General features: G+C 37.0%; 11 protein-coding genes. All 11 read left to right on the top strand.

Going from position 1 to position 19,747, the window contains the following annotated elements:
- The first annotated feature begins 77 nt into the window (after positions 1-77).
- Complete coding sequence (locus QZ379_RS07580; RefSeq protein WP_291562656.1) at positions 78-527, top strand: hypothetical protein; 450 nt, start codon at positions 78-80, stop codon at positions 525-527.
- Positions 528-687: 160 nt separating this feature from the next.
- Complete coding sequence (locus QZ379_RS07575) at positions 688-3,996, top strand: glycoside hydrolase family 2 TIM barrel-domain containing protein (RefSeq protein WP_291562655.1); 3,309 nt, start codon at positions 688-690, stop codon at positions 3,994-3,996.
- A 288-nt stretch (positions 3,997-4,284) separates the two neighbouring features.
- Positions 4,285-5,370: an Ig-like domain-containing protein gene (locus QZ379_RS07570; RefSeq protein ID WP_291562653.1), complete on the top strand. Its 1,086-nt coding sequence runs from the start codon at positions 4,285-4,287 to the stop codon at positions 5,368-5,370.
- Between the two features lie 38 nt (positions 5,371-5,408).
- A complete protein-coding gene (locus tag QZ379_RS07565; protein ID WP_291562650.1) occupies positions 5,409-7,103 on the top strand; it encodes a hypothetical protein in 1,695 nt (564 codons plus the stop codon).
- 12 nt (positions 7,104-7,115) lie between these two features.
- Positions 7,116-8,783, top strand: coding sequence for a hypothetical protein (locus tag QZ379_RS07560; RefSeq protein WP_291562647.1), 1,668 nt, complete (start codon positions 7,116-7,118; stop codon positions 8,781-8,783).
- A gap of 215 nt (positions 8,784-8,998) precedes the next feature.
- On the top strand, positions 8,999-12,049 hold the full coding sequence (locus QZ379_RS07555) for a TonB-dependent receptor (protein WP_291562644.1): 3,051 nt from the start codon (positions 8,999-9,001) through the stop codon (positions 12,047-12,049).
- 21 nt (positions 12,050-12,070) lie between these two features.
- Positions 12,071-14,191 (top strand): RagB/SusD family nutrient uptake outer membrane protein, encoded by a 2,121-nt coding sequence (locus QZ379_RS07550; RefSeq protein ID WP_291562642.1) that lies wholly within the window; start codon positions 12,071-12,073, stop codon positions 14,189-14,191.
- 17 nt (positions 14,192-14,208) lie between these two features.
- Positions 14,209-15,963, top strand: coding sequence for a hypothetical protein (locus tag QZ379_RS07545; protein WP_291562640.1), 1,755 nt, complete (start codon positions 14,209-14,211; stop codon positions 15,961-15,963).
- Positions 15,964-16,006: 43 nt separating this feature from the next.
- Positions 16,007-16,582, top strand: a complete 576-nt coding sequence (locus QZ379_RS07540) for a hypothetical protein (protein ID WP_291562638.1) — start codon at positions 16,007-16,009, stop codon at positions 16,580-16,582.
- Between the two features lie 188 nt (positions 16,583-16,770).
- Positions 16,771-18,852: a beta-porphyranase A gene (locus QZ379_RS07535; RefSeq protein ID WP_291562637.1), complete on the top strand. Its 2,082-nt coding sequence runs from the start codon at positions 16,771-16,773 to the stop codon at positions 18,850-18,852.
- A 30-nt stretch (positions 18,853-18,882) separates the two neighbouring features.
- The coding region (locus QZ379_RS07530; RefSeq protein WP_291562634.1) for a hypothetical protein at positions 18,883-19,747 on the top strand (865 nt) is incomplete at its 3' end.

Here is a 19,747-nt window from a genome sequence, read left to right as displayed (position 1 = left end):
TGACTCTCAATTTCCGATTGCTCAATTCGCAAAGCATTTCTTTTTGACTATATAAAGCGGTAGGAAAGAAATTCCCTTTGCCTCAGGGAGGTCCCGTAGTTCATCTTGCTGCCATATCCGATTCTCCAACCGGACCGTTTAAGAAGTTCTCAAAACTGGTTTTCCATTTCGAGGGTGAACGTTTCCCCGCAGAAGACCCGTATATATGGTATCAGGATGGCAAGTTCAGAGCTATAGTCAAACGCATGGAAACGGCCAAAAACGGATGTTTCCTCATGCAGTTTGAGTCGGACAACGGACTGGACTGGAAGAAATCGGAGCATTTCATTGTTTCCGGTCTGAATGTAACATTTGAAGACGGAAGCATCGTAAAACTGTCCCATCTTGAACGTCCGCAAGTATATTTGCATAATGGTGAGGCCGGATACATCCTTTGTGCTGCCGATTCTATAGACAGTAATAATGTAAGACAATCTTTTAATTTACAGATACCTCTGATAATAGAAAAAAACGTCAGTACATTTTAGTTAAAACGTCGGTTCGTTTTACTTAAAACGTGAGCAAGTTTTATACGAAACTTCCTCACGCTTTTTTTTAGAGAAAATACCCCCATATATCAATAATTTCTTCCCCCCTGCGTCAATAATGTTTTATATAACTTTGTGTCGTGAACAATAAGAAAAATATATGAATTTGAACTTAAAATCTATTTCTTGCGGTATTCTGCTTCTCTCCTCTATTACATGTCTGGAAGCAGAGAATATAGTCCGCCAATGGAGGGATAATCAGCCGGAGTGGCAGAATCAGTATGTAAATGGTGTAAACCGTTTGCCCTCCCGCTCTACTACCTATTCTTTTCGTGATGTGAAATCGGCACTCGAAGGTGACAGAAACAAGTCTGAATATCTGTCGCTCAACGGCAAGTGGAAATTCTGTTATTCCGATAATGTGGATGATGTCCCGGTAGGGTTCTACAAAACAGATTTCAGCTCTTCTTCATGGAGCAGCATTCAGGTGCCCTCATGCTGGGAGATGCAGGGGTATGGATATCCTATATATACCAATTCTACATATCCGTTTCCTGCCAGACCACCTTATATAGACAGGAATAATCAGGTAGGTTGCTATATCAAAGAATTCAATATTCCGGCAAAATGGAATAAAGACCGCGTCATACTGCATTTCGGTGGTGTGTATTCAGGGTTCTATGTATGGGTAAACGGTGTAAATGTGGGGTATTCCGAGGATAGCTGCCTGCCTGCTGAATTTGATATAACAGACTACGTAAAGTCAGGCACAAACAAACTTGCTGTGCAGGTATTCAAGTGGACCGACGGAAGTTATATGGAAGATGCCGACCACTGGCGTATGGCAGGAATACATCGTGAGGTCTATCTCATGTCTATTCCAGATGTCGCTATATATGATTATGGAGTAAGGACTCTTGTAGATTTGAAAAATAACAAAGCTGCCATACAGATACGTCCTGAAATAACCAATCAGAACTCCGAAGATGTAAAAGGATGGAATCTTTCTGCCCAGCTTTATGATGCCGACAATAAGCCTGTATTTGAAAAGGAGATGTCGGTGACGGCAAATTATGTTATAAACGAACCATATCCACAACGTGATAACGTGTATTACGGAATGATGGAGGGAATTATATCCAAACCTGAATTATGGAACTCTGAGAATCCTTACCTGTATACTCTTGTGATGAAACTTACCGATAAAAGTGGGAAAGTGGTAGATGCGAGAAGCACAAAAATAGGAATACGTGATATTAGGATAGACGGCAACAGGATTCTGGTAAATGGAACTCCTATAAAACTTATAGGGGTAAACAGGCATGACCATAGTGAAACAGGAGGAAAGACTGTAACACGTCAGGAAATGCTGGAAGATGTGCTGTTACTGAAAAGATATAACTTCAATACGGTTAGAACTTCGCATTATCCTAATGACCCATATTTCTATGATTTATGCGATAAATATGGGATTTATGTTATGGATGAAGCTAATCTTGAGACTCATCATCAGAAAGGCTATCTGGCCAACCGCCCTGAATGGTCAACTCCATATATGGAACGCGCGGTACGCATGGTGGTGAGAGACAGAAATCACCCCTCAGTGTTTATGTGGTCGCTTGGCAATGAATCAGGATGCGGGCCAAACCATGCTGCGATGTCCGGATGGATTAAAGATTATGACCCTACACGCCCCGTACATTATGAAGGAGCACAGGGAATTCCAGGACATCCACTTTACAAGCCAATAGGCAGAAAAGAGGCTTCGATAGTGACAAGCGAGATAGACCACAACATAAAAGAACCGGAAAAAACGGCAAAAAAAGAACTTTTTGTTTATGCCAACCCCGATGATCCAGCCTACGTTGATGTAGTGAGCCGTATGTATCCTTTGGTAGAGGAACTGATAGCTATGACTGAAAATCCCGTAATGAACCGTCCTATAATAATGTGTGAGTATGCACATTCGATGGGTAATTCCACCGGTGGACTAAAAGAATACTGGGATGTTATATGGCAGCATGATGCTTTGGCAGGTGGATATATCTGGGACTGGATTGACCAGGGACTACTTGATGAGGAACGTAAATACGAAAAGAAATCATGGAATTATGGAGGTGATTACGAAAAAGGTGAGCATAATGACCAGAATTTCTGTACAAATGGTGTTATCAGTGCCGACCGTACTACCAAGCCTGCCACAGAGGAATGTAAATATGTATTTGCACCAATAGCATTTTCTACTCTTAGCGCACATACAGGCAAGATTATTATAACTAACCGTAACTTCTTTACCAATACAGATAATTACAGATTCTTCTGGCAGCTTAGAGATGAAGATAGCGTATTGCAAGAAGGAGAAATTTCTGTACCATCCACTCCTGCAGGTGAAAGCTTTGAGGCAAACATTCCTGTAAAAGATTTCAAGGCAGAAGAGGGTGCCGAATACTGGTTGCGCCTTCGTGCGGAATTAAAGAATGACAATCTTTATGCAGAAGCAGGTTTTGAAGTAGCATGGGAGCAGTTTGAATATTTGTCATTGCCTAAAGCTGAAACTGTAAAAACTAATGAAGCGGGTCTAAATGTCGACGACAGTAATAAAAACTCAATAAAGATTTCCGGCAAAGGATTCAATATGGAAATCAATGACGGATATATCTCCGGATATTCTCTCGGCAATTCCGAAATTATCAAATCTCCTCTGAAACCTAACTTCTGGCGTGCATCTACCGATAATGACTGGCGCGGATGGAAGACTGACAGGATTATGAAGTTCTGGATTACTGCTACAGAGAAACTGAAAATGGCATCAATTGATGTAAGGAAAACTGACTCAGGATGTAATATTAAAGTTCTGAAAACTATAGATAATCTTGTTTCGGTATCGCTTACATATAATGTATCGTCCGATGGTATCATAGGAGTGGACTACTCATTTGTGAAATCTCCTTCACTTACTGAACTGATTCGTATTGGCATGCAGGGAGAGTTCAGTAACAAACTGAACAATATCACTTATTACGGACGCGGACCGTGGGAAAATTACTCGGACCGTCTTGCTTCGGCTATGGTTTCTATCTATAAAACCACTCCATCCGAAATGGGATTCGATTATGTAGTGCCTCAGGAGAATGCCAATCGCTGTGATGTCCGCTGGATGTCACTTCAGACTGAAACTGAAAACGGTGTCATGATTCTTGGTGATGAACCTCTATCTGTTTCTGTATGGGAGTTTACACAGAAAGCCCTTGAAGAAGCCAAGCACATAAACGAGAAAGCTAAAAATGGAAATCTTACGGTTAATATCGACCATGCGCAGGCAGGAGTGGGTGGTACGGACAGTTGGAGTCTTAAGGCAAGACCTGCAGTCGACAAGCGATTGCTTGGCGGAAGTTATTCGTATGGATTTACCATTGTTCCTGTATCGCAGGAGAGCAACCTTAAGCAAATGGGCAGATTGAAATATTAACTTTTATATGTAATTAGGGGTGTTTTTTAGCCCCCCCTAATTACATATAAAAAATGCCCCATAACTTAAGAGAGGTTATGTAATTTTGTAGTGTAATACTTAATTTATTATGCTCTATATGTTATATAAAGCAATAGGTAGATTCCTTTGGAAGAAGTTTTTAAAGAGACATTTAGGGTTAAAGAATGTTTTAGGATAACTTTTGTTAATTTTTAAAGTCTAAATGCAGTGAAAATGAGACAGCTGCATGTAAGATATGTGTAATTGAGTCTCTATACTATTTTTATCATGATTTGTTTTAGTTCAATCAGGAGTAAGTTTATCGCATCATTGATTTTAGCATGTTCGCTCCTGTCGTTCTCGTGTACAGAAGGAAATAGTGATATTACTTCCGGACAGACAGGCGATGGAACACCGGTCTCTGAAATTACAGTTTCTATCATTGACCCTCAATCCGAGAATGGCGATGTGGTTTCAGCGTTCGAATTGATGAAAGGGCAGTCTAAAATGCTTAACGCAGTAATCATGAAAGGCGGACAGCCTTACACAGGGTATAAGTCTGTGACTTGGAATAGCAGTAATGAGAATATTTGTTCTGTCGTTCCATCCGATGACAATATGTCATGTGAGGTTGCAGGTACAGTAAGCGGCAATGAATTTATTGGGAAAATGGCTATTGTTTCTGTTCAGGTAGATACCGGCAATGGCATTAAGTCTTCATCTGTAATAGTCACTGCAGTAGAGGTGCAGGTACAAGCTGTTGAGATAAAGGCAGACGGTATGCAGACTGATGAATCAGGACGTAAAACGGTTCATGTGGATTCCGGTCGCGAGGTGCAGCTGAATGCAATTGTATCACCGGAAGATGCAACCGTAAAAGACGTTGACTGGGAATCGGATGATAATAATGTTGCCGTTGTCGGTAATAACGGACTTGTCAGCGCATTGAAACCTACTACTGATGAGGGTGTCAGAATTGTTGCCCGTTCAAAAAGCAATAATGAAATTTACGGCGAATGTTATGTAATAGTAGATAAGGTTTATGCTAAAGAAATAGAATTTGACGACCTTGAAAACGGTCAGACTTTAGTAATAGATGTTAATGACACCTATCTTATTGACGTATATTTATATCCTGAGAATGTCACAGAAAAAAATATCATTTGGGTTTTTGACGATGAAGTTATTACTGTTACAAATGGGCTGATTTCCCCTAAACCTGGTTCTATAGGTAAGACTTCGAAAGTAACTGCAAAGGTACAGAAAGCTGACAGTTCATATCTTGAATATACTATTAATGTTTCAGTTACAGGTCTTCAGCCTGGAGGTGGTCATGAAGATATTGAAGATGGCGGTAATTATACTGGACAATAGTTTTATGTTTTCTTATAAGTTACTAAATAATTTAAGATATGAAAAAATACAATTTATATAATTTAGGGATTGCTGCAATGATGACTGCAGTTATTTCTTCTTGTAACAATGACTTGAATTCTAATTCGAGCGACAATAGTGACTATTCCGTAATTTCTTTTACTGCAACCGGCAGCACAAGTCGTACTATATTAGATGGTAATACAATAAAATGGAGTAAAGATGATAAAATAGCCATATTTTCAGCATACGAATCGCAACCATACGAGTTTAGCCGTTCCGATGAAAACACTGAAGCAGAAACAGCTACATTTACGGGCACTCGTCCTTCTTCCGGCTTCCCATATTTTGCTCTATATCCTTTTAATGAACTTTCTGCTTTTTCGGATAATAAGATTAGAACATCGCTTACCAGCGAACAGACTGCTGTAGCAAATACATTTGATAATGGATTAAATATTTCTGTGTGTAAAGCAACCGAAGATAACAATCTGCAATTTAAAAATGCATGTGCTTTATTCAAGTTTATTATTACAAATACTATAGCAGGAAAGGTATCCTTATCGGCAGATACATATCTGGCTGGTGATTTGGATATTGAAATTACGGAGACGGGAGTTGTTACAACTGTTCCGGCAAATGCAAATGCATCGAACACAGTAACTTTGTCGGGTTCATTGCAGAAGAATATACCATATATTATGGCTGTAGCTCCTTTTAAAGGAACACCACAAATAAAGCTTGATGATGCTGATATTACTATAAGTGGTAATATGTCCGCATTCGAAGCTAAACCCGGACATATCTATACATTTACACTTACCCCGCAAGGTGCTAAAATAACAGAAGAAGTTAAAGTAAACAGTATTAAAGGTATGACAGCCAATCAGTTGGAAATAGAATTGGGAAAGGATGTAACATTAGGAACACCTGCTTCTGAAGATCTGTCAAAGTTCTCTTTAAAAGTAACCAACGGGAATTATTCAGGAGAACTAAAAGTAACGAATGTAGAAGCAGTTAAAGATGACAAAAAATCTTTGATTCTTACTGTATCCGATGATGTACAATTTTATTATGACGACAATTTTGAAGTGAAATTTAATGCGGATGAAACTTCTGCTTTATTGACTCTTGAAAGCGGTAACTATGTAAAATTGACTACCGGTGACCAAGCAGAATCGTGCGGATATGAGGATGTTATAATTGATGAGGATTTTGAAGGTGCTGATTTTGTACTTGCTGGTTTTTGTGAACTTGAAAAGAAAAATAATTCTAATGCCTCTGTAAAAACCGATAGCAATGGAAATAAAGGGTTACAATTCAGTCTTTCTTCAGGAAGCTGTAATGCCTGGCTGAAAATCGAGCCACCCAGAACATATCAGGAAGGATATACTTACTTTTTGTCATTCTCTGCTTCTGATAATTCGGTAAATGTATGGCCTAAATTTATCTTTGAACCTACCGGTATGTGGACACAGAAAGTAAACTTTGGATTTGAATCGAATGGAGTATTCAAAGATTATATACATGAAAGAACATATCCTGAGGACTTTGAAAACGATCAAGTTGCAACTTCATTTTTTACAACTGTAAAACTCACACTAATGTTTTCTTCTACTACATTTATTGATAATGTACGTTTCACAGCCAGAATGTATCGCCCTGTAACAAATGACTATAGCGGAAATCATGATGGATTTGAGAATGGTAGTAATGATTGGAAAAATAATTAAAGACCTTGTACAATGAAAACAAATATATATTCAAAAATAATGTCAGCTACTTTTGCGGCTGCCTCACTCGTTTCTTGTACCGAAGATACTCCGGTTGTAAATACAGAAACTTTGTCCGAAATTCAGTTTACGGCTATGAGCAATGCTTCTCGTACTTCATTGACAGATGGAAATGATGTGGTATGGAACAAATCTGATATGATAGGTGTTTTTGCATCGGGTGATACCAAGGTTTATCAGTTTACTAATAACCTGGAATCAGACGGTCAGGCAGAAGCAACATTTACAGGTGTAGCACCGGAAAATGCTACAACATATTATGCTTTATATCCTTACTCAGAAAGCTCAACCCTTAGCAGTACTACTATTACAACTGTCCTTTCGGGCTCGCAAACTGCCATGGCTGGTACATTTGCCAATAATCTTAATATTTCTGTAGCTACAGCTACAGCAGATAAAAATCTTCAGTTTAAAAATGTATGCGGATTGATAAAATTTAAGTTGACAGATGTAGAAGGTGTAAAAGCTTTAACATTGGTATCAAACGACGAGAATCAAACATTATCCGGTACATTACAAGTTAATATGAATGACAATACAGCTACGATTCTCGAAGGAAGCAATTCTATATCATTGATTGCAGAGAATGGGTTTAACACCGGAAATGATTACTATATGGTTGTTCCTCCGGTGACATTTAGTAACGGTTTTAAAATTAAATTATCCGACGGCAGATATGCTGAAGGAAAATCGGGTTATGTAGTAGACGCTGGAAAAATCAATACTATTTCAATCTCTTCAACTGATTTGGCACAAGGCGAGTTAGAAATAAAAGATGTGATAATTTCATCAATTGATGAAATAGAACCTGCTGAAAACGGCGACAGATTACTTCTGAAACTTGCAGAAAATGTTTCAATCGGTGAATTTTTAGGAGATGATTTCTCTGCTTTTGATATAAAAGTTACAAATAACGGTGATAATGAAACAAAACTTAATGTCACGTCTGTAGCGAAAGGTACTTCAGCCAATAAGATAATTCTTACCTTATCAAATGAAACTCCTGTTTATTTTGATGACAAGCTTTCTGTCCAATACAATGGAGAGAAATTAACAACAATTGTAGGTAATAAAGTATGTCTTAAATCAAATGAATCTACTACATACACTGGTTATGTAAAGTTGATATATTCTGAGGATTTTGAGAGAAGTACAACGCTTACTGATTACATGAAATGGAACTCTCCCGGATGGAGTATAGGTGTTCAGAATGAAAGTAATGTTTTGCAAGGTAATAAAATTTCTGATCAAAATAATAATCGTTTATTGATTCCAGCTGTACAAATTAAGAGAAATGGTTATTATACTTTGCAATATAAAGGATTCACTACTTCTGCCTATAATACGTATATTATTTTTGAAACTAATGAAATATTTAATGATAAATCAAAGGCATCGGTGAGTAAGAATAATACAATAACGGATGTTTCTTTTGATGTGAATTTAAATGATTTATCTTTTACCAACCCATTTAATAATAAAGTCCATATATTTGACGAGAATGGCATAATTTCTTTACATGTTTATTTCCCTAAAGGAGACGTTTTGACAGGCTGGATAGACAATGTAAAACTTTACGAAAGAGAGTGCAGAAACTTCTACGATTTAAGTAATAAGTGATTTGTTTTTGCTATTGCATTGAATAAAAATGGGGTAATTTTCCATATGTAGGAAAAACACCCCATTTACATAAAAAAAGTGCCCATATATTAGGGTAATAATCAGTAATATTGCAGTGATAAAATCTAATAAATAAAAACATAATGAATAAAGTTCTAAAATTTTCAAGTATTCACCGGTATAGGAGGAGCTTGTGTTATTTGTTTTTCTTTTTCATGCTTACTCTTCCCGCTTTAGCTCAGAGCAAGTATACATTAAAGGGGCATGTCACTTCATCTGTAGATAATCTTGAAGTTATAGGTGCAAGTGTACAAGTTGAGGGTACAACCATTGGTACTGTTACCGATTTTGACGGAAACTTTACTTTAGATGTTTCAGCTCCCAAAGGAAATCTTGTTATAAGTTACGTTGGGTGTAAAACTATGAAGGTGGCATTTAGCCGTCAGAAGACATCTTTTAAGGTAGTCCTTATGGAAGATGCCGAAATACTTGACGAAGTAGTTGTAGTGGGCTATGGTTCTATGCGTAAAAAAGAAGTAACCGGTGCCGTAGCCAGAGTTGCTGCAGAGGAGCTTGGAAGAGTAAGTACCTCCGATTTAGGTACAGCTTTACAGGGATTGGTTGCCGGTGTTAACGTACAGGCAAGTTCAGGTGAGCCGGGTGCAAAATCTAATATTCAGATACGTGGTCTTAGTTCTATTGCGGGAGGTAACAGCCCTCTCTATGTAGTTGACGGCGTGCCATACGAAGGTGATCCTGGATTAAGTTCGAATGAAATAGAAAGCATTGATATCTTGAAAGATGCTGCTTCGGCTGCAATTTACGGAACTCGTGGTGCGGCAGGTGTAATTCTCATTACAACAAAACAAGGTAAGGCAGGCGAAATGAAGGTTTCGGTAGACGGTTATTACGGTGTGCAGAAAATTACATCGGGTATAGACCTTATGAATACATCGGAAAGTATATTTGTAGATATAATGGTTAACCGTATGCAGGAAGGAGTTAATAATACCGATAATGCTGCATGGACATCTATAAAACAGTATCCTGTGAATTTCTTTAACGACTCTAATTTATATAATGTTGTAACCAATAACAATGCACCTGTTCAGAATTATTCAGTGACGGTAAGCGGTGGACAAAAAGACTTGACTTATAATCTTTCTGCCAATTATTTTGATCAGGAAGGTATTCTTATTAATTCTGATTTCAAGAGGTATAACGTAAGGTCTAATGTTAACTTCAAGAGAAACAAGTGGTCTATAAATACCAGCCTTTCATTCAGGATAGAAGATCAGCTATCACCGGCATGGGATTTGATGACTCAGAGTTACAGTTACAGCCCTACATCTTCGCAAGTAGACCCTGATGCAGATATTACTCAGACAGCAGGTGACACAAACCAGCTTACTAACATGAGTAATACCTTGCAGAGAATAAAGGAATATTCAAAAAAGAAAACTGAAGCATTCAATGGAAATTTCTTTGTGGGTTATGATGTAATGAAAGGATTGAATGTTTCTACACGTCTGGGTATTGGTTATAGCAATCAGAAAGCTTTGTCGGTTAATCCTGTATTCCAGTTGTATAATCAGGATGGTGAAGAAGTAACAAGTTCTACATACAGATCACAAATTCGTGAGAATCATGCAAAGAACTCAAGCCTGACATGGGAGTCAATGCTTAATTATAACCTTAAGATTGGCAAACACGATATTAAGGCAACCGGTGTATTCAGTCTTGAAAGATACGGATATGAATCATTTTATGCCAGCATAAAAGATCTGGTATCGAATGATATCAATAATGTTAATGCAGGAACAAATGATATGATGGTTGGTACAGGTTCCGGACAGTGGGGACAAGACAGGGTTAATACTTTGGTAGGTATGATAGCTCGTGCACAGTACTCATACGGAGGAAGATATATGGCCAGTGTAAGTTTGCGTAGGGATGCCTCTTCACGTTTTTCTAAAGAAAACCGCTGGGGTATGTTTCCTTCTGTATCGGTGGGATGGAATATTTCGGAAGAACAGTTCTGGAAAAAATTCAAGAATGTGGCTAATTCATTTAAAGTAAGGGCAAGTTTTGGTACTACCGGTAACCAAAATTTCGCCGATTATTCGTACTCAGCTCCTGTTAATAAGAATTATGATTATACTTTTGGTTTAATTGGAAAAGAGTTTTTGGGACTTGGCTTTGCACAAAGCACATTCTCTAATGCTGATGTTAAATGGGAAACTACTCAACAGATTAATGGAGGTATTGACTTAGCTTTTCTTGACAACAGAATAACTTTTACAGCCGATGTTTATAAAAGTAACAAGAGAAACATGCTATTCCCTATGATAGTTCCGGCTTCCAGTGGTTCCGGTCAGAACTCTACTGTTACTCTTAATGCGGGTAATATGGAAAACAAAGGTTTTGAATTGGCATTAGGACATAGAAACAGAGTGGCCGGTATTGATTATAACATGAATTTAACTTTCAGTAGAAATGTAAACAGGATAGTGGAAATGGCAGGACCAAGTGATATGTATTATTTCGCCGATGGTAAACCTGTTAGTACGGGTACTGATTTTGTTACAGTTATCAAAAAAGGTTACGAAGCTGGTGCATTTTTTGTTATGCCAACAAACGGTATAGCAGATACGGAAGAAAAACTTGCCGATTATCAGAAGATTGAATCGAATGCTCGTATGGGCGACCTTATTTATGTTGATACTAATAAGAATGGCAAAATTAATGATGACGACCGTGTATATGGTGGTAGCGGTATGCCGGAATGCGAATTAGGCTTTAATTTATGGACCGGCTATAAGGGTTTTGACTTGTCAATGAACTGGTATGCATCTATAGGCAATGAAATTATTAATGCAACTAAAATTTATACATATCAGTCAAAAACAAATAAGGAACTCATATATATGTGGACTCCTACAAACCCAACATCAACAATTCCAACATACAGAGGCTCAAAATCACATAATAACTATAGAGCATATTCTGACATTTGGGTTGAGGACGGTTCGTTCCTGCGACTGAAGAATATTATGCTGGGATATTCTTTGCCTAAAAGTTTGATTTCCAGAATTGGTATCAATAAATTAAGATTTTATGTGGCTGCAGATAATTTGTTAACTTTCACTCCATACGAAGGCTATGACCCTGAAGTGGGTAGTAATGGTTTGTCAAGGCGAGGTCTTGATTTCGGTACGTATCCTATAAGTATACAGATAAGAGGAGGATTCCAGTTACAATTTTAATTTACTAAAAGATTTTTTATTATGAAACATAAAATATTAATAGCAGCACTTATGGCTGCGAGTGCCGGATTGCAGTCCTGTGACGATTTCCTTACTCAGAAAAATCATCACCAGATGACTACCGACATATTTTATTCTTCTTTATCGGATTGCGACAAAGGACTTAATGCCGTATATAATGCATTTAAAAACGGTAATATATATCAGCCTGTTGATGAAAATCTTAGAAGTGATTTGGGTGTTGAAGGAAGTAAAAAAAGAACAAGTTTTGTAAACGAGGCCTACAAACAGAACTTCAATGATGCAAATGCTACATGCAGGGCTAAATGGTCTGCACTATATACAGGTATTTTTAGAGTAAATCAGCTTCTTCAAGGTATTGAGAAGGTACGTCCGAGTGTTACGGGTGAAGAACAAATAGAAAAATTGAAACAGATAGAGGCACAGGCTTATTTTATGAGAGGTCTTTTCTATTTCTGGCTTAATAATTCTTTTAATAAAGGTAATGTTCCATATATTGATTATGTCCCTCAGGAAGAATCGGATTTTTATAGAGGAACAACAGATAGTAAAACTATTATAAAGAATTATAGAGCTGATATTAATAAGGCTTTGGAGCTTGGACTTAATGATAAGTGGGAAGGTAATGACATAGGACGTGCTACTTCATGGGCAGCAAAGGCAGTTCTTGGGAAAAGTTATCTTTATGATGAAGATTATGAAATTGCCGAAACTTATTTTGCCGATATTATCCAAAACGGAGGATTTAAACTTATAGAGAATATCGGGGATAATTTTACCGCTGCCAATGAGTTTAATTCGGAGTCATTACTGGAAGTTTCGTACAGTACTACTTATAATACAGAGTTTGGCGACTGGTCGGAATCTACTCAATATAATATATGGGGCATGAGTTTTGGTAAACCTGGTGCATGGTCGACTATTTTGCCATCTTTCTGGCTCGTAGAAGAATATGAGAACGAATATGTTGACCAAAAGGATCCGTCCAACTGGATTGAAATGAGTGCTGACGAGTTTAAAGAAGCAGATGAAGCCGGAATTAAATATAAAAGAGATTTGATTTATGACCAGCTTGGTAAGACTTTTTATTACGAATATCTGAATAAAAAAGGTGATACATTGTTCTGCCAGACTTATGTTTATCATCAGTTTAAGGGACAGAATGATTATGGCCCTCTTCCATGCAAACGACTTGTAAAAAAGAATCCGCAGACTGGTGAACTGTATCAGGCTATAAACGGAAAAACAAACCCTCAGTATATAAAGTTCAATAATAAATATTTTAAAAGAAAGAACTTTATAACTAAATGGGAAAGCGATAAAGTTTACAGATTAAGACAATACTCCAAACGTGCTTCTTACAGCCTGGCTATAAATGGTGATGAAGATTTAATGTATTATCAGAATATTCCACAGGTTAAGGCTGCTTTTCATAATAATGAATCGGGCTATTTCCGTAAATTTACAAACTGGGATACACTTGAAGATGAACAGTCGGGGACTCCTCCTAAAGCTTCGGGTATAAATCTTCGCTTGATAAGACTTGCCGATATATATCTTATGTATGCAGAATGTCTTATTAAAGGAGGAAATGACGCTTCGAGACTGCAAGAAGCCATTGATTATGTGAATGAAGTTAGATACAGGGCAGGGACTATGTTGATTGGCGATGAATACTCAGGTAAATACAGAGGCGAAAGAACTTATCAGAATACTGTAATAGATGATGATAACAATACTGCTGACGATACTTTAATTGATACACCACAGGAGTTGATGGAACATTTGATGTATGTGGAAAGACCATTGGAACTTTCTGTTGAAGGAAATGCTATCCGTGTTGTTGATTTAAGAAGGTGGGGAGTTACTAAACAGCGCTTTGAATATCTTTCACAACAAGGATTTGTGTTAAAGGAAATAAGATATCTGAAACCTAAAGTAAATAATTCTGAAGAGCTGGAACTGGTTGCAAACTGGGGTAAACAGTATAGAGCTGCTGAATATCCGGAAGAAGTGGCATGGTTTGATTATACAAATGCTGCCATAAATTATGGAGAAAGCGTTGCTTACTGGCCTATACCTAATATAGAGTCAACATCTAATCCGGAAATTAATAACTGATAATTAAGATTTTTTGTATGAAAAAAATATTATTCCTTACTACAGTTCTGCTTACGGCTTTTTCATCTTGTAAAGATGATGATTTTGAACCGCTGAATGATGTGGCAGAATGCACATGGCATTTAAGTTCTGAAGACGGAAATGCCGGACCTATAATTATAGGACTTAATAAGTACCTTGCTTTGATGGACTTGTCGCAGGGAGCTATATCCCACAGATGGGAAGTCTCGGAAACCGGTACTAAATTTCTTTCGGGAGAAATGCAGTGGGGGCAGACCGACTTTACAAATATGATTGACGAGTCTATCCCTCATGTAAATGACTTGAAACTAATCAGTGTATATTTTGAGCAGCCCGGACAGCATACCATCAGACTTTGTAATACTTTCCATAAACCTGTTACATATTTCTATTCGAAATGGAATAAGGATTTGGGTAAGTCGGAAAAGTTTCAGTATGTTTCAAAGCTTGAAGGCGATGTGTATGTGATGGACACTACTTTCGTGGTTGATGTGTATGCTCCTGAACTTGAACCTGGAGTGAAGGTTTATAGAGATGCAGAATGTACCGTAGAGGTGGAAACAGGTATTACGGGTGGAACTGATGAAAATCCTGAATATAAGACTGTGGAAATTGAGTATGGCGACAAGCTGTATTTTAAAGATGCATCGTACGACAGACCTAATTCGTGGATTTTCAACTGCCAAAGAGCCGGAATTGTTAAAGTTGAAGCTGAGACTGCTGATGCAATAACGCCTTTGCAGTTCAGAACTCTGACTTCGGCAGAGGGTATTATTAACGATAAACCTCTTACTGTAAATTATACTGTTGAAAGAGTCAGTGACCCTGACAACAAGTATGTTCCTACTGCTGTTGCAAAGACTATTACTATTCCTTTAAGCATTGTAGTTAAACCTAGCTCAGCTCCTTTGGATTATACTATAAAACAGGTTGACCAGACCCACATTAATGTGTATCTTAACAATTCGCAGTTCAAGGCTGATGTTAATGAACTTGACCATTCAACATTTAGTCTTAACTGGACAAATGAAAACTCAAATGTTCAGTCGGGAACTGTTTCGTTCAGTTCTGCTAAGATTGTAAAGAGTGAAACAGGAAATAAAGATCTGATACAATTGGAAATTGCCAATGGTGATAAGATGTATAATACTGATAAGATGTATTTGTCTTGCACTGAAAATGCTAATGTATTATTCGATGGTAAAGGGTTCTCTATACCTGCTCCTTCCGAACCTAATGTAATCACAACTTACGGATTCTTCTTTGATGATGACTTTGAAGACCCATCTACCGATAAGAACTGGAATCTTACAATTGACGGTAAAACTCCTACTCCTTACTCGTTTGTAGATAATCCTGGTCCGGATGAAATAAACGCTTCGGCAAGATGTTTTAAGGCTGATGCTGTAACAGTGGGTTGTAGAACTATGTCTTCGAAAACTTTCCTGGGTACTGTGGGTAAATATACTTTGAGATTTAAATATTATCTTGTTAATAAAGGTACTGACGGCTTGTCGCCTTCATTCGTTCCGGAAGATAAGATTGGAACAACCGTTCCTAACGGCTTGTGGCAAAAATCAGGTGGATGGTTACATTTGTTGAATAAACCAGGTGGACAGTGGACTGAGTTCAGTTGTTCAATTGAGGGTATAAAGGAACTCGAGGTAGCATTGTCTATGAGATTTAACGGATTCAAGGATGAAATATATTTTGACGATTTCTTCTTTGGATATATAGAAGAACGTCCTTAATATATTCAGATATATGCGGAAAGTTTAATAAAAATAACCCAATATGAAAACAAAATATTTTAATGTACTATTTTTGATTATCGCTTTATTACAAACTTCGTGTAAAGATGATAATCTGTCGCAATCGGATTTGGATATTGTACATGTATACTATATATCCGATATTAAGAAACCAAACAATACTGTAGTTGAAAAGGATGTAGCAGCATATTCAGTTTATGATGACGATGCAATGCTGATTTCATGGAAGAATGACTATCAGATTATTAAGAAGAATAAGATTTCTTTTTTTACAAAGTATAATATTCCCAATAACACTCAAGAACAGGAAACCGGTGATGAACTCACCGGCACACCTTTAAAATTCTCTTTTAATGAGGATTATGAAGTGGAAACCAAACAGTACGACCCGACAACCGGTAAAGAGGAAATCATTATGCAAACTATAAGCAGGGCATTCATCTTTGAAGGAAACATTGATGAAACTACCCATAAGGGTAGTGGTAATCTTACTGTTATTGAACATAGCGGTGAAACCGTTGTTTTTGAAGTTTCTATAGAAGATACTACCAGATATCTTGATAATGAATACCACAATTCAAATCTGGTAACTGAATAAACCATAATTTATTATATATCTTAAATTAGAAAAAAATGAGAAAAATATATTTAAGTGCTGTTTTATTTCTTTCGGTTCCAATGCTAAGTTTATTGGCACAAAATAAAACAACAAATGTTACAGTAGATTACAGAACCCAGAAATTTCTGGGGACTGTATCAAAACTTGAAAGAAACAAATTTTTTAACATGCATATTTCGGATAGTGAAATAATAAATGATAAAGAAATAAGTAGTTTTGCTAATGAATATGGTGTAGGTGCAGGACGTCAGTTCTGGGGACCGTTTTCGCAGGCTAACGCTTGGAATTCTGCCGAAGAAAATCAAGCCGGAAATTATCCGTATAATAAATTGCAGGAAAAAGATGGAATAAGACCGGTTACAAGAATTATTGCTACCGAACATGCCAATGACAAAATACTTACTTATAAGCATGACACAGAAAAAATGGGTCAATGGGCAGCTGCATATTATGCCAGTCAGGATGCGGTTCCTGAATTTTTTGAACCTATGAATGAGCCTTTTGTTCATGCAGGTGATGATTGTTTTGGAGATGCTCCTAGCATGGAAGCTATGATTGGTAAAATGATAGATTATTATGCAGCTTGCGGAAAACACATCAGGCGGGAACCTAAGCTTGCCAATATGAAAGTAATAGGACATGCTTCTGCATGGCCTGCTTTTGAAAAAAACAATTTTTCTGTTTGGGAAACCAGAATGAAACGCTTTATTGACGTAGCCGGTAAATATATGGATGGTATATCTGTTCATTTGTATGATGGTAGTAATGTTGTAGAGGAGCCGGCTTTAAGATCGGGTAGTAATTCGGAAGCAATACTGGATATTATTGAATCGTACACTCATATTACTTTGGGTAAGGTTTTACCTTTTGCTATATCCGAATATGGTGGTATTGCATCTGATGAGAACGGATATGATGATATTATCAGTTCAAGAACAATGTCAACTTTCAATCATATTATTTTTAATTTACTGGACCGTGAAGATAATCTTCTTATTTCGATTCCATTTGCTTGTGGTAAATCGCCGTGGCAAATGACGGCCGAAAATAATTTTACGCCATATGGCCCCGCTTCGTTTATTCCTGCAAGACCTGTTACTCAGGTTGATGTTGATAATAATTTTAAAGATGTTCCTTGGAAGAGAACCCCAAAGGAGAATTTCTACAAACTTTGGAAAGGTGTTCAGGGTGAACGCATTGATATAACTTCTGATAATCCTGATATTCAGGTAAATGCGTTTAAGGATGCAGGTACATTATACATTGCCATGGATAATCTTGACAACGAAGCTCATACTGTAAATTTAAAGAATGGTTATAAGTGGGAAGGAGTGCAGGGTAGTGTAACTGTGCGTAAACTTAAAATATCGCTCTCTTCTCCGGTTGAGTATTCAGAAACTTCATATCCCGGAATTCCGGAAAGTATTGTTGTCAGACCAGATGAGGCTGTAGTTGTTGTTGCTACAGTAAACAGTAGTTATACAAACAAGATAGTTCGTAAGAAGTATTATACAGATACATATTTAAGACCAATAATAGCTAACGGTAATATAAGTTTTAATTTTTCAGGTGTTGAAAGCGGTGTTGGTAGAGCGACTTTAAGAATGACTCTCGGACGTAATCCGAATGCATCAAAGAAACCTGTTGTTAAGGTTAATAATACGGATGTTGTAATGCCTGTAAACTGGGAAGGTGAGAGCCAGAGTACGAGAGAGGATTTCTTTGGTATGATAGAGATTCCGTTTGATATGCAATTGCTTAATAATGGAGATAATACAGTCTCTGTTACGTTCCCTGACGGTGGAGGATATGTGGCTTCAATGATACTTCAGACTGAAAAATATGCTGTAACAGATATTATTAATGGAGGTTTTGAAAATAATCTAACAAACTGGATTCCTTTAAATTATTCGGGTAATATTTCTATTGATAATATTGTTAAACAAGAAGCCAAACAGTCTTTGAAAATTTCTGGACGTTCCGGAGTGTTTCAGTCAGTAAGTACAGAGAAAGGTGTAAAATATGAATTGAACGCTTATTTCAAAACTTTGAACGACAGTAAATTATATGTCCTTCTAAAAGATATGGAAGGTGGTATTATTGCTGAAAAAGAGTTCGAAAATAACAGACGATTTGACGGATTGTCAGTTCAGTTTAATGCGCCGGGAAATGAAGTTATGTGCGCTTTCATGTCAAGAAATGAAAATGACTGTATCTGGATTGATAATGTAAAGCTATCGGTAAAATAGTATATTGTATAACTTAAAGTATATGTAATTATGAAATATAAATATAATATTTACGCTATTTTTCTTTCACTGTTTTTTTCAATTATTTGCGGTTGCAAAGACGAGGTTGATGTGAATGGTGATTTTGAAGTTGAAATTTTCGAGAATACGCAGTTAAAAGAAGCCTTGACTAAGAAAGGATATTCTTTTGATGAGAACGGTCAGTTGATATGTAATAAGATGGTTCTTGATACGAAAGAACTTGATTTAAGCAACTGTAATCTTGTTTCGCTTGAAGGCTTGAATTTATTTACAGCGCTCGAATCGTTAAATGTAGATGATAATGAGTTTTTTGAAACTTTTAATTTTGAACATTTGCCTAAATCTCTTAAAAGTATTTCATTAAAAGGTAATGACAATATCACTTATTATAAGTCATTAATGGACGAAACAAATTCAAAAGTTGTACGAAATAAGTTGGAATTACTAAGATTACCTGCATCTGCAAAATGGAATACAAATGAGATTCCTGCTTTTGCCAGAAATGCTGCCGAGGTTACTAAAGTTGAATTATTTGACGAATCCGGTAATTTTTCAGAATATACATTTCTTCGTGAAATACCCGATGCTAAGCTTCAGTCTCTTTTAAAGAATCTTTATCCGTCTGTATTCGATAAGGCTTCGGGTAAAATTAATCTTAATTTCGTTATGACTGAATCGGCCGATTTGGTTATAAATGAGGAAATAGAAAATCTCGAAGGTGTGGAATATATAATAGGACGTAATGACTTTAAAGGTAATGTTTCATTAAAAGGTGTTTCTAATAAAAAATACGGTATGGATTATGTAGCTTTATCGTCAGGAGTAAAGAGCCTTAATATTGTCAATATAAATACTCCCCTGTCTCTTATACACA

The organism is Bacteroides sp., assembly GCF_019417265.1.
Classification (GTDB): domain Bacteria; phylum Bacteroidota; class Bacteroidia; order Bacteroidales; family Bacteroidaceae; genus Phocaeicola.
Note: the sequence above shows the minus strand (reverse complement) of the source record. Positions and strands in the feature narration are given on the sequence as shown.

Bases quoted from the DNA above. Each gene is read 5' to 3' on its own strand.
- QZ379_RS07575 (WP_291562655.1), top strand. From the start codon at position 688: ATGAATTTGAACTTAAAATCTATTTCTTGCGGTATTCTGCTTCTCTCC.
- QZ379_RS07570 (WP_291562653.1), top strand. From the start codon at position 4,285: ATGATTTGTTTTAGTTCAATCAGGAGTAAGTTTATCGCATCATTGATT.
- QZ379_RS07565 (WP_291562650.1), top strand. From the start codon at position 5,409: ATGAAAAAATACAATTTATATAATTTAGGGATTGCTGCAATGATGACT.
- QZ379_RS07560 (WP_291562647.1), top strand. From the start codon at position 7,116: ATGAAAACAAATATATATTCAAAAATAATGTCAGCTACTTTTGCGGCT.
- QZ379_RS07555 (WP_291562644.1), top strand. From the start codon at position 8,999: ATGCTTACTCTTCCCGCTTTAGCTCAGAGCAAGTATACATTAAAGGGG.
- QZ379_RS07550 (WP_291562642.1), top strand. From the start codon at position 12,071: ATGAAACATAAAATATTAATAGCAGCACTTATGGCTGCGAGTGCCGGA.
- QZ379_RS07545 (WP_291562640.1), top strand. From the start codon at position 14,209: ATGAAAAAAATATTATTCCTTACTACAGTTCTGCTTACGGCTTTTTCA.
- QZ379_RS07540 (WP_291562638.1), top strand. From the start codon at position 16,007: ATGAAAACAAAATATTTTAATGTACTATTTTTGATTATCGCTTTATTA.
- QZ379_RS07535 (WP_291562637.1), top strand. From the start codon at position 16,771: ATGCATATTTCGGATAGTGAAATAATAAATGATAAAGAAATAAGTAGT.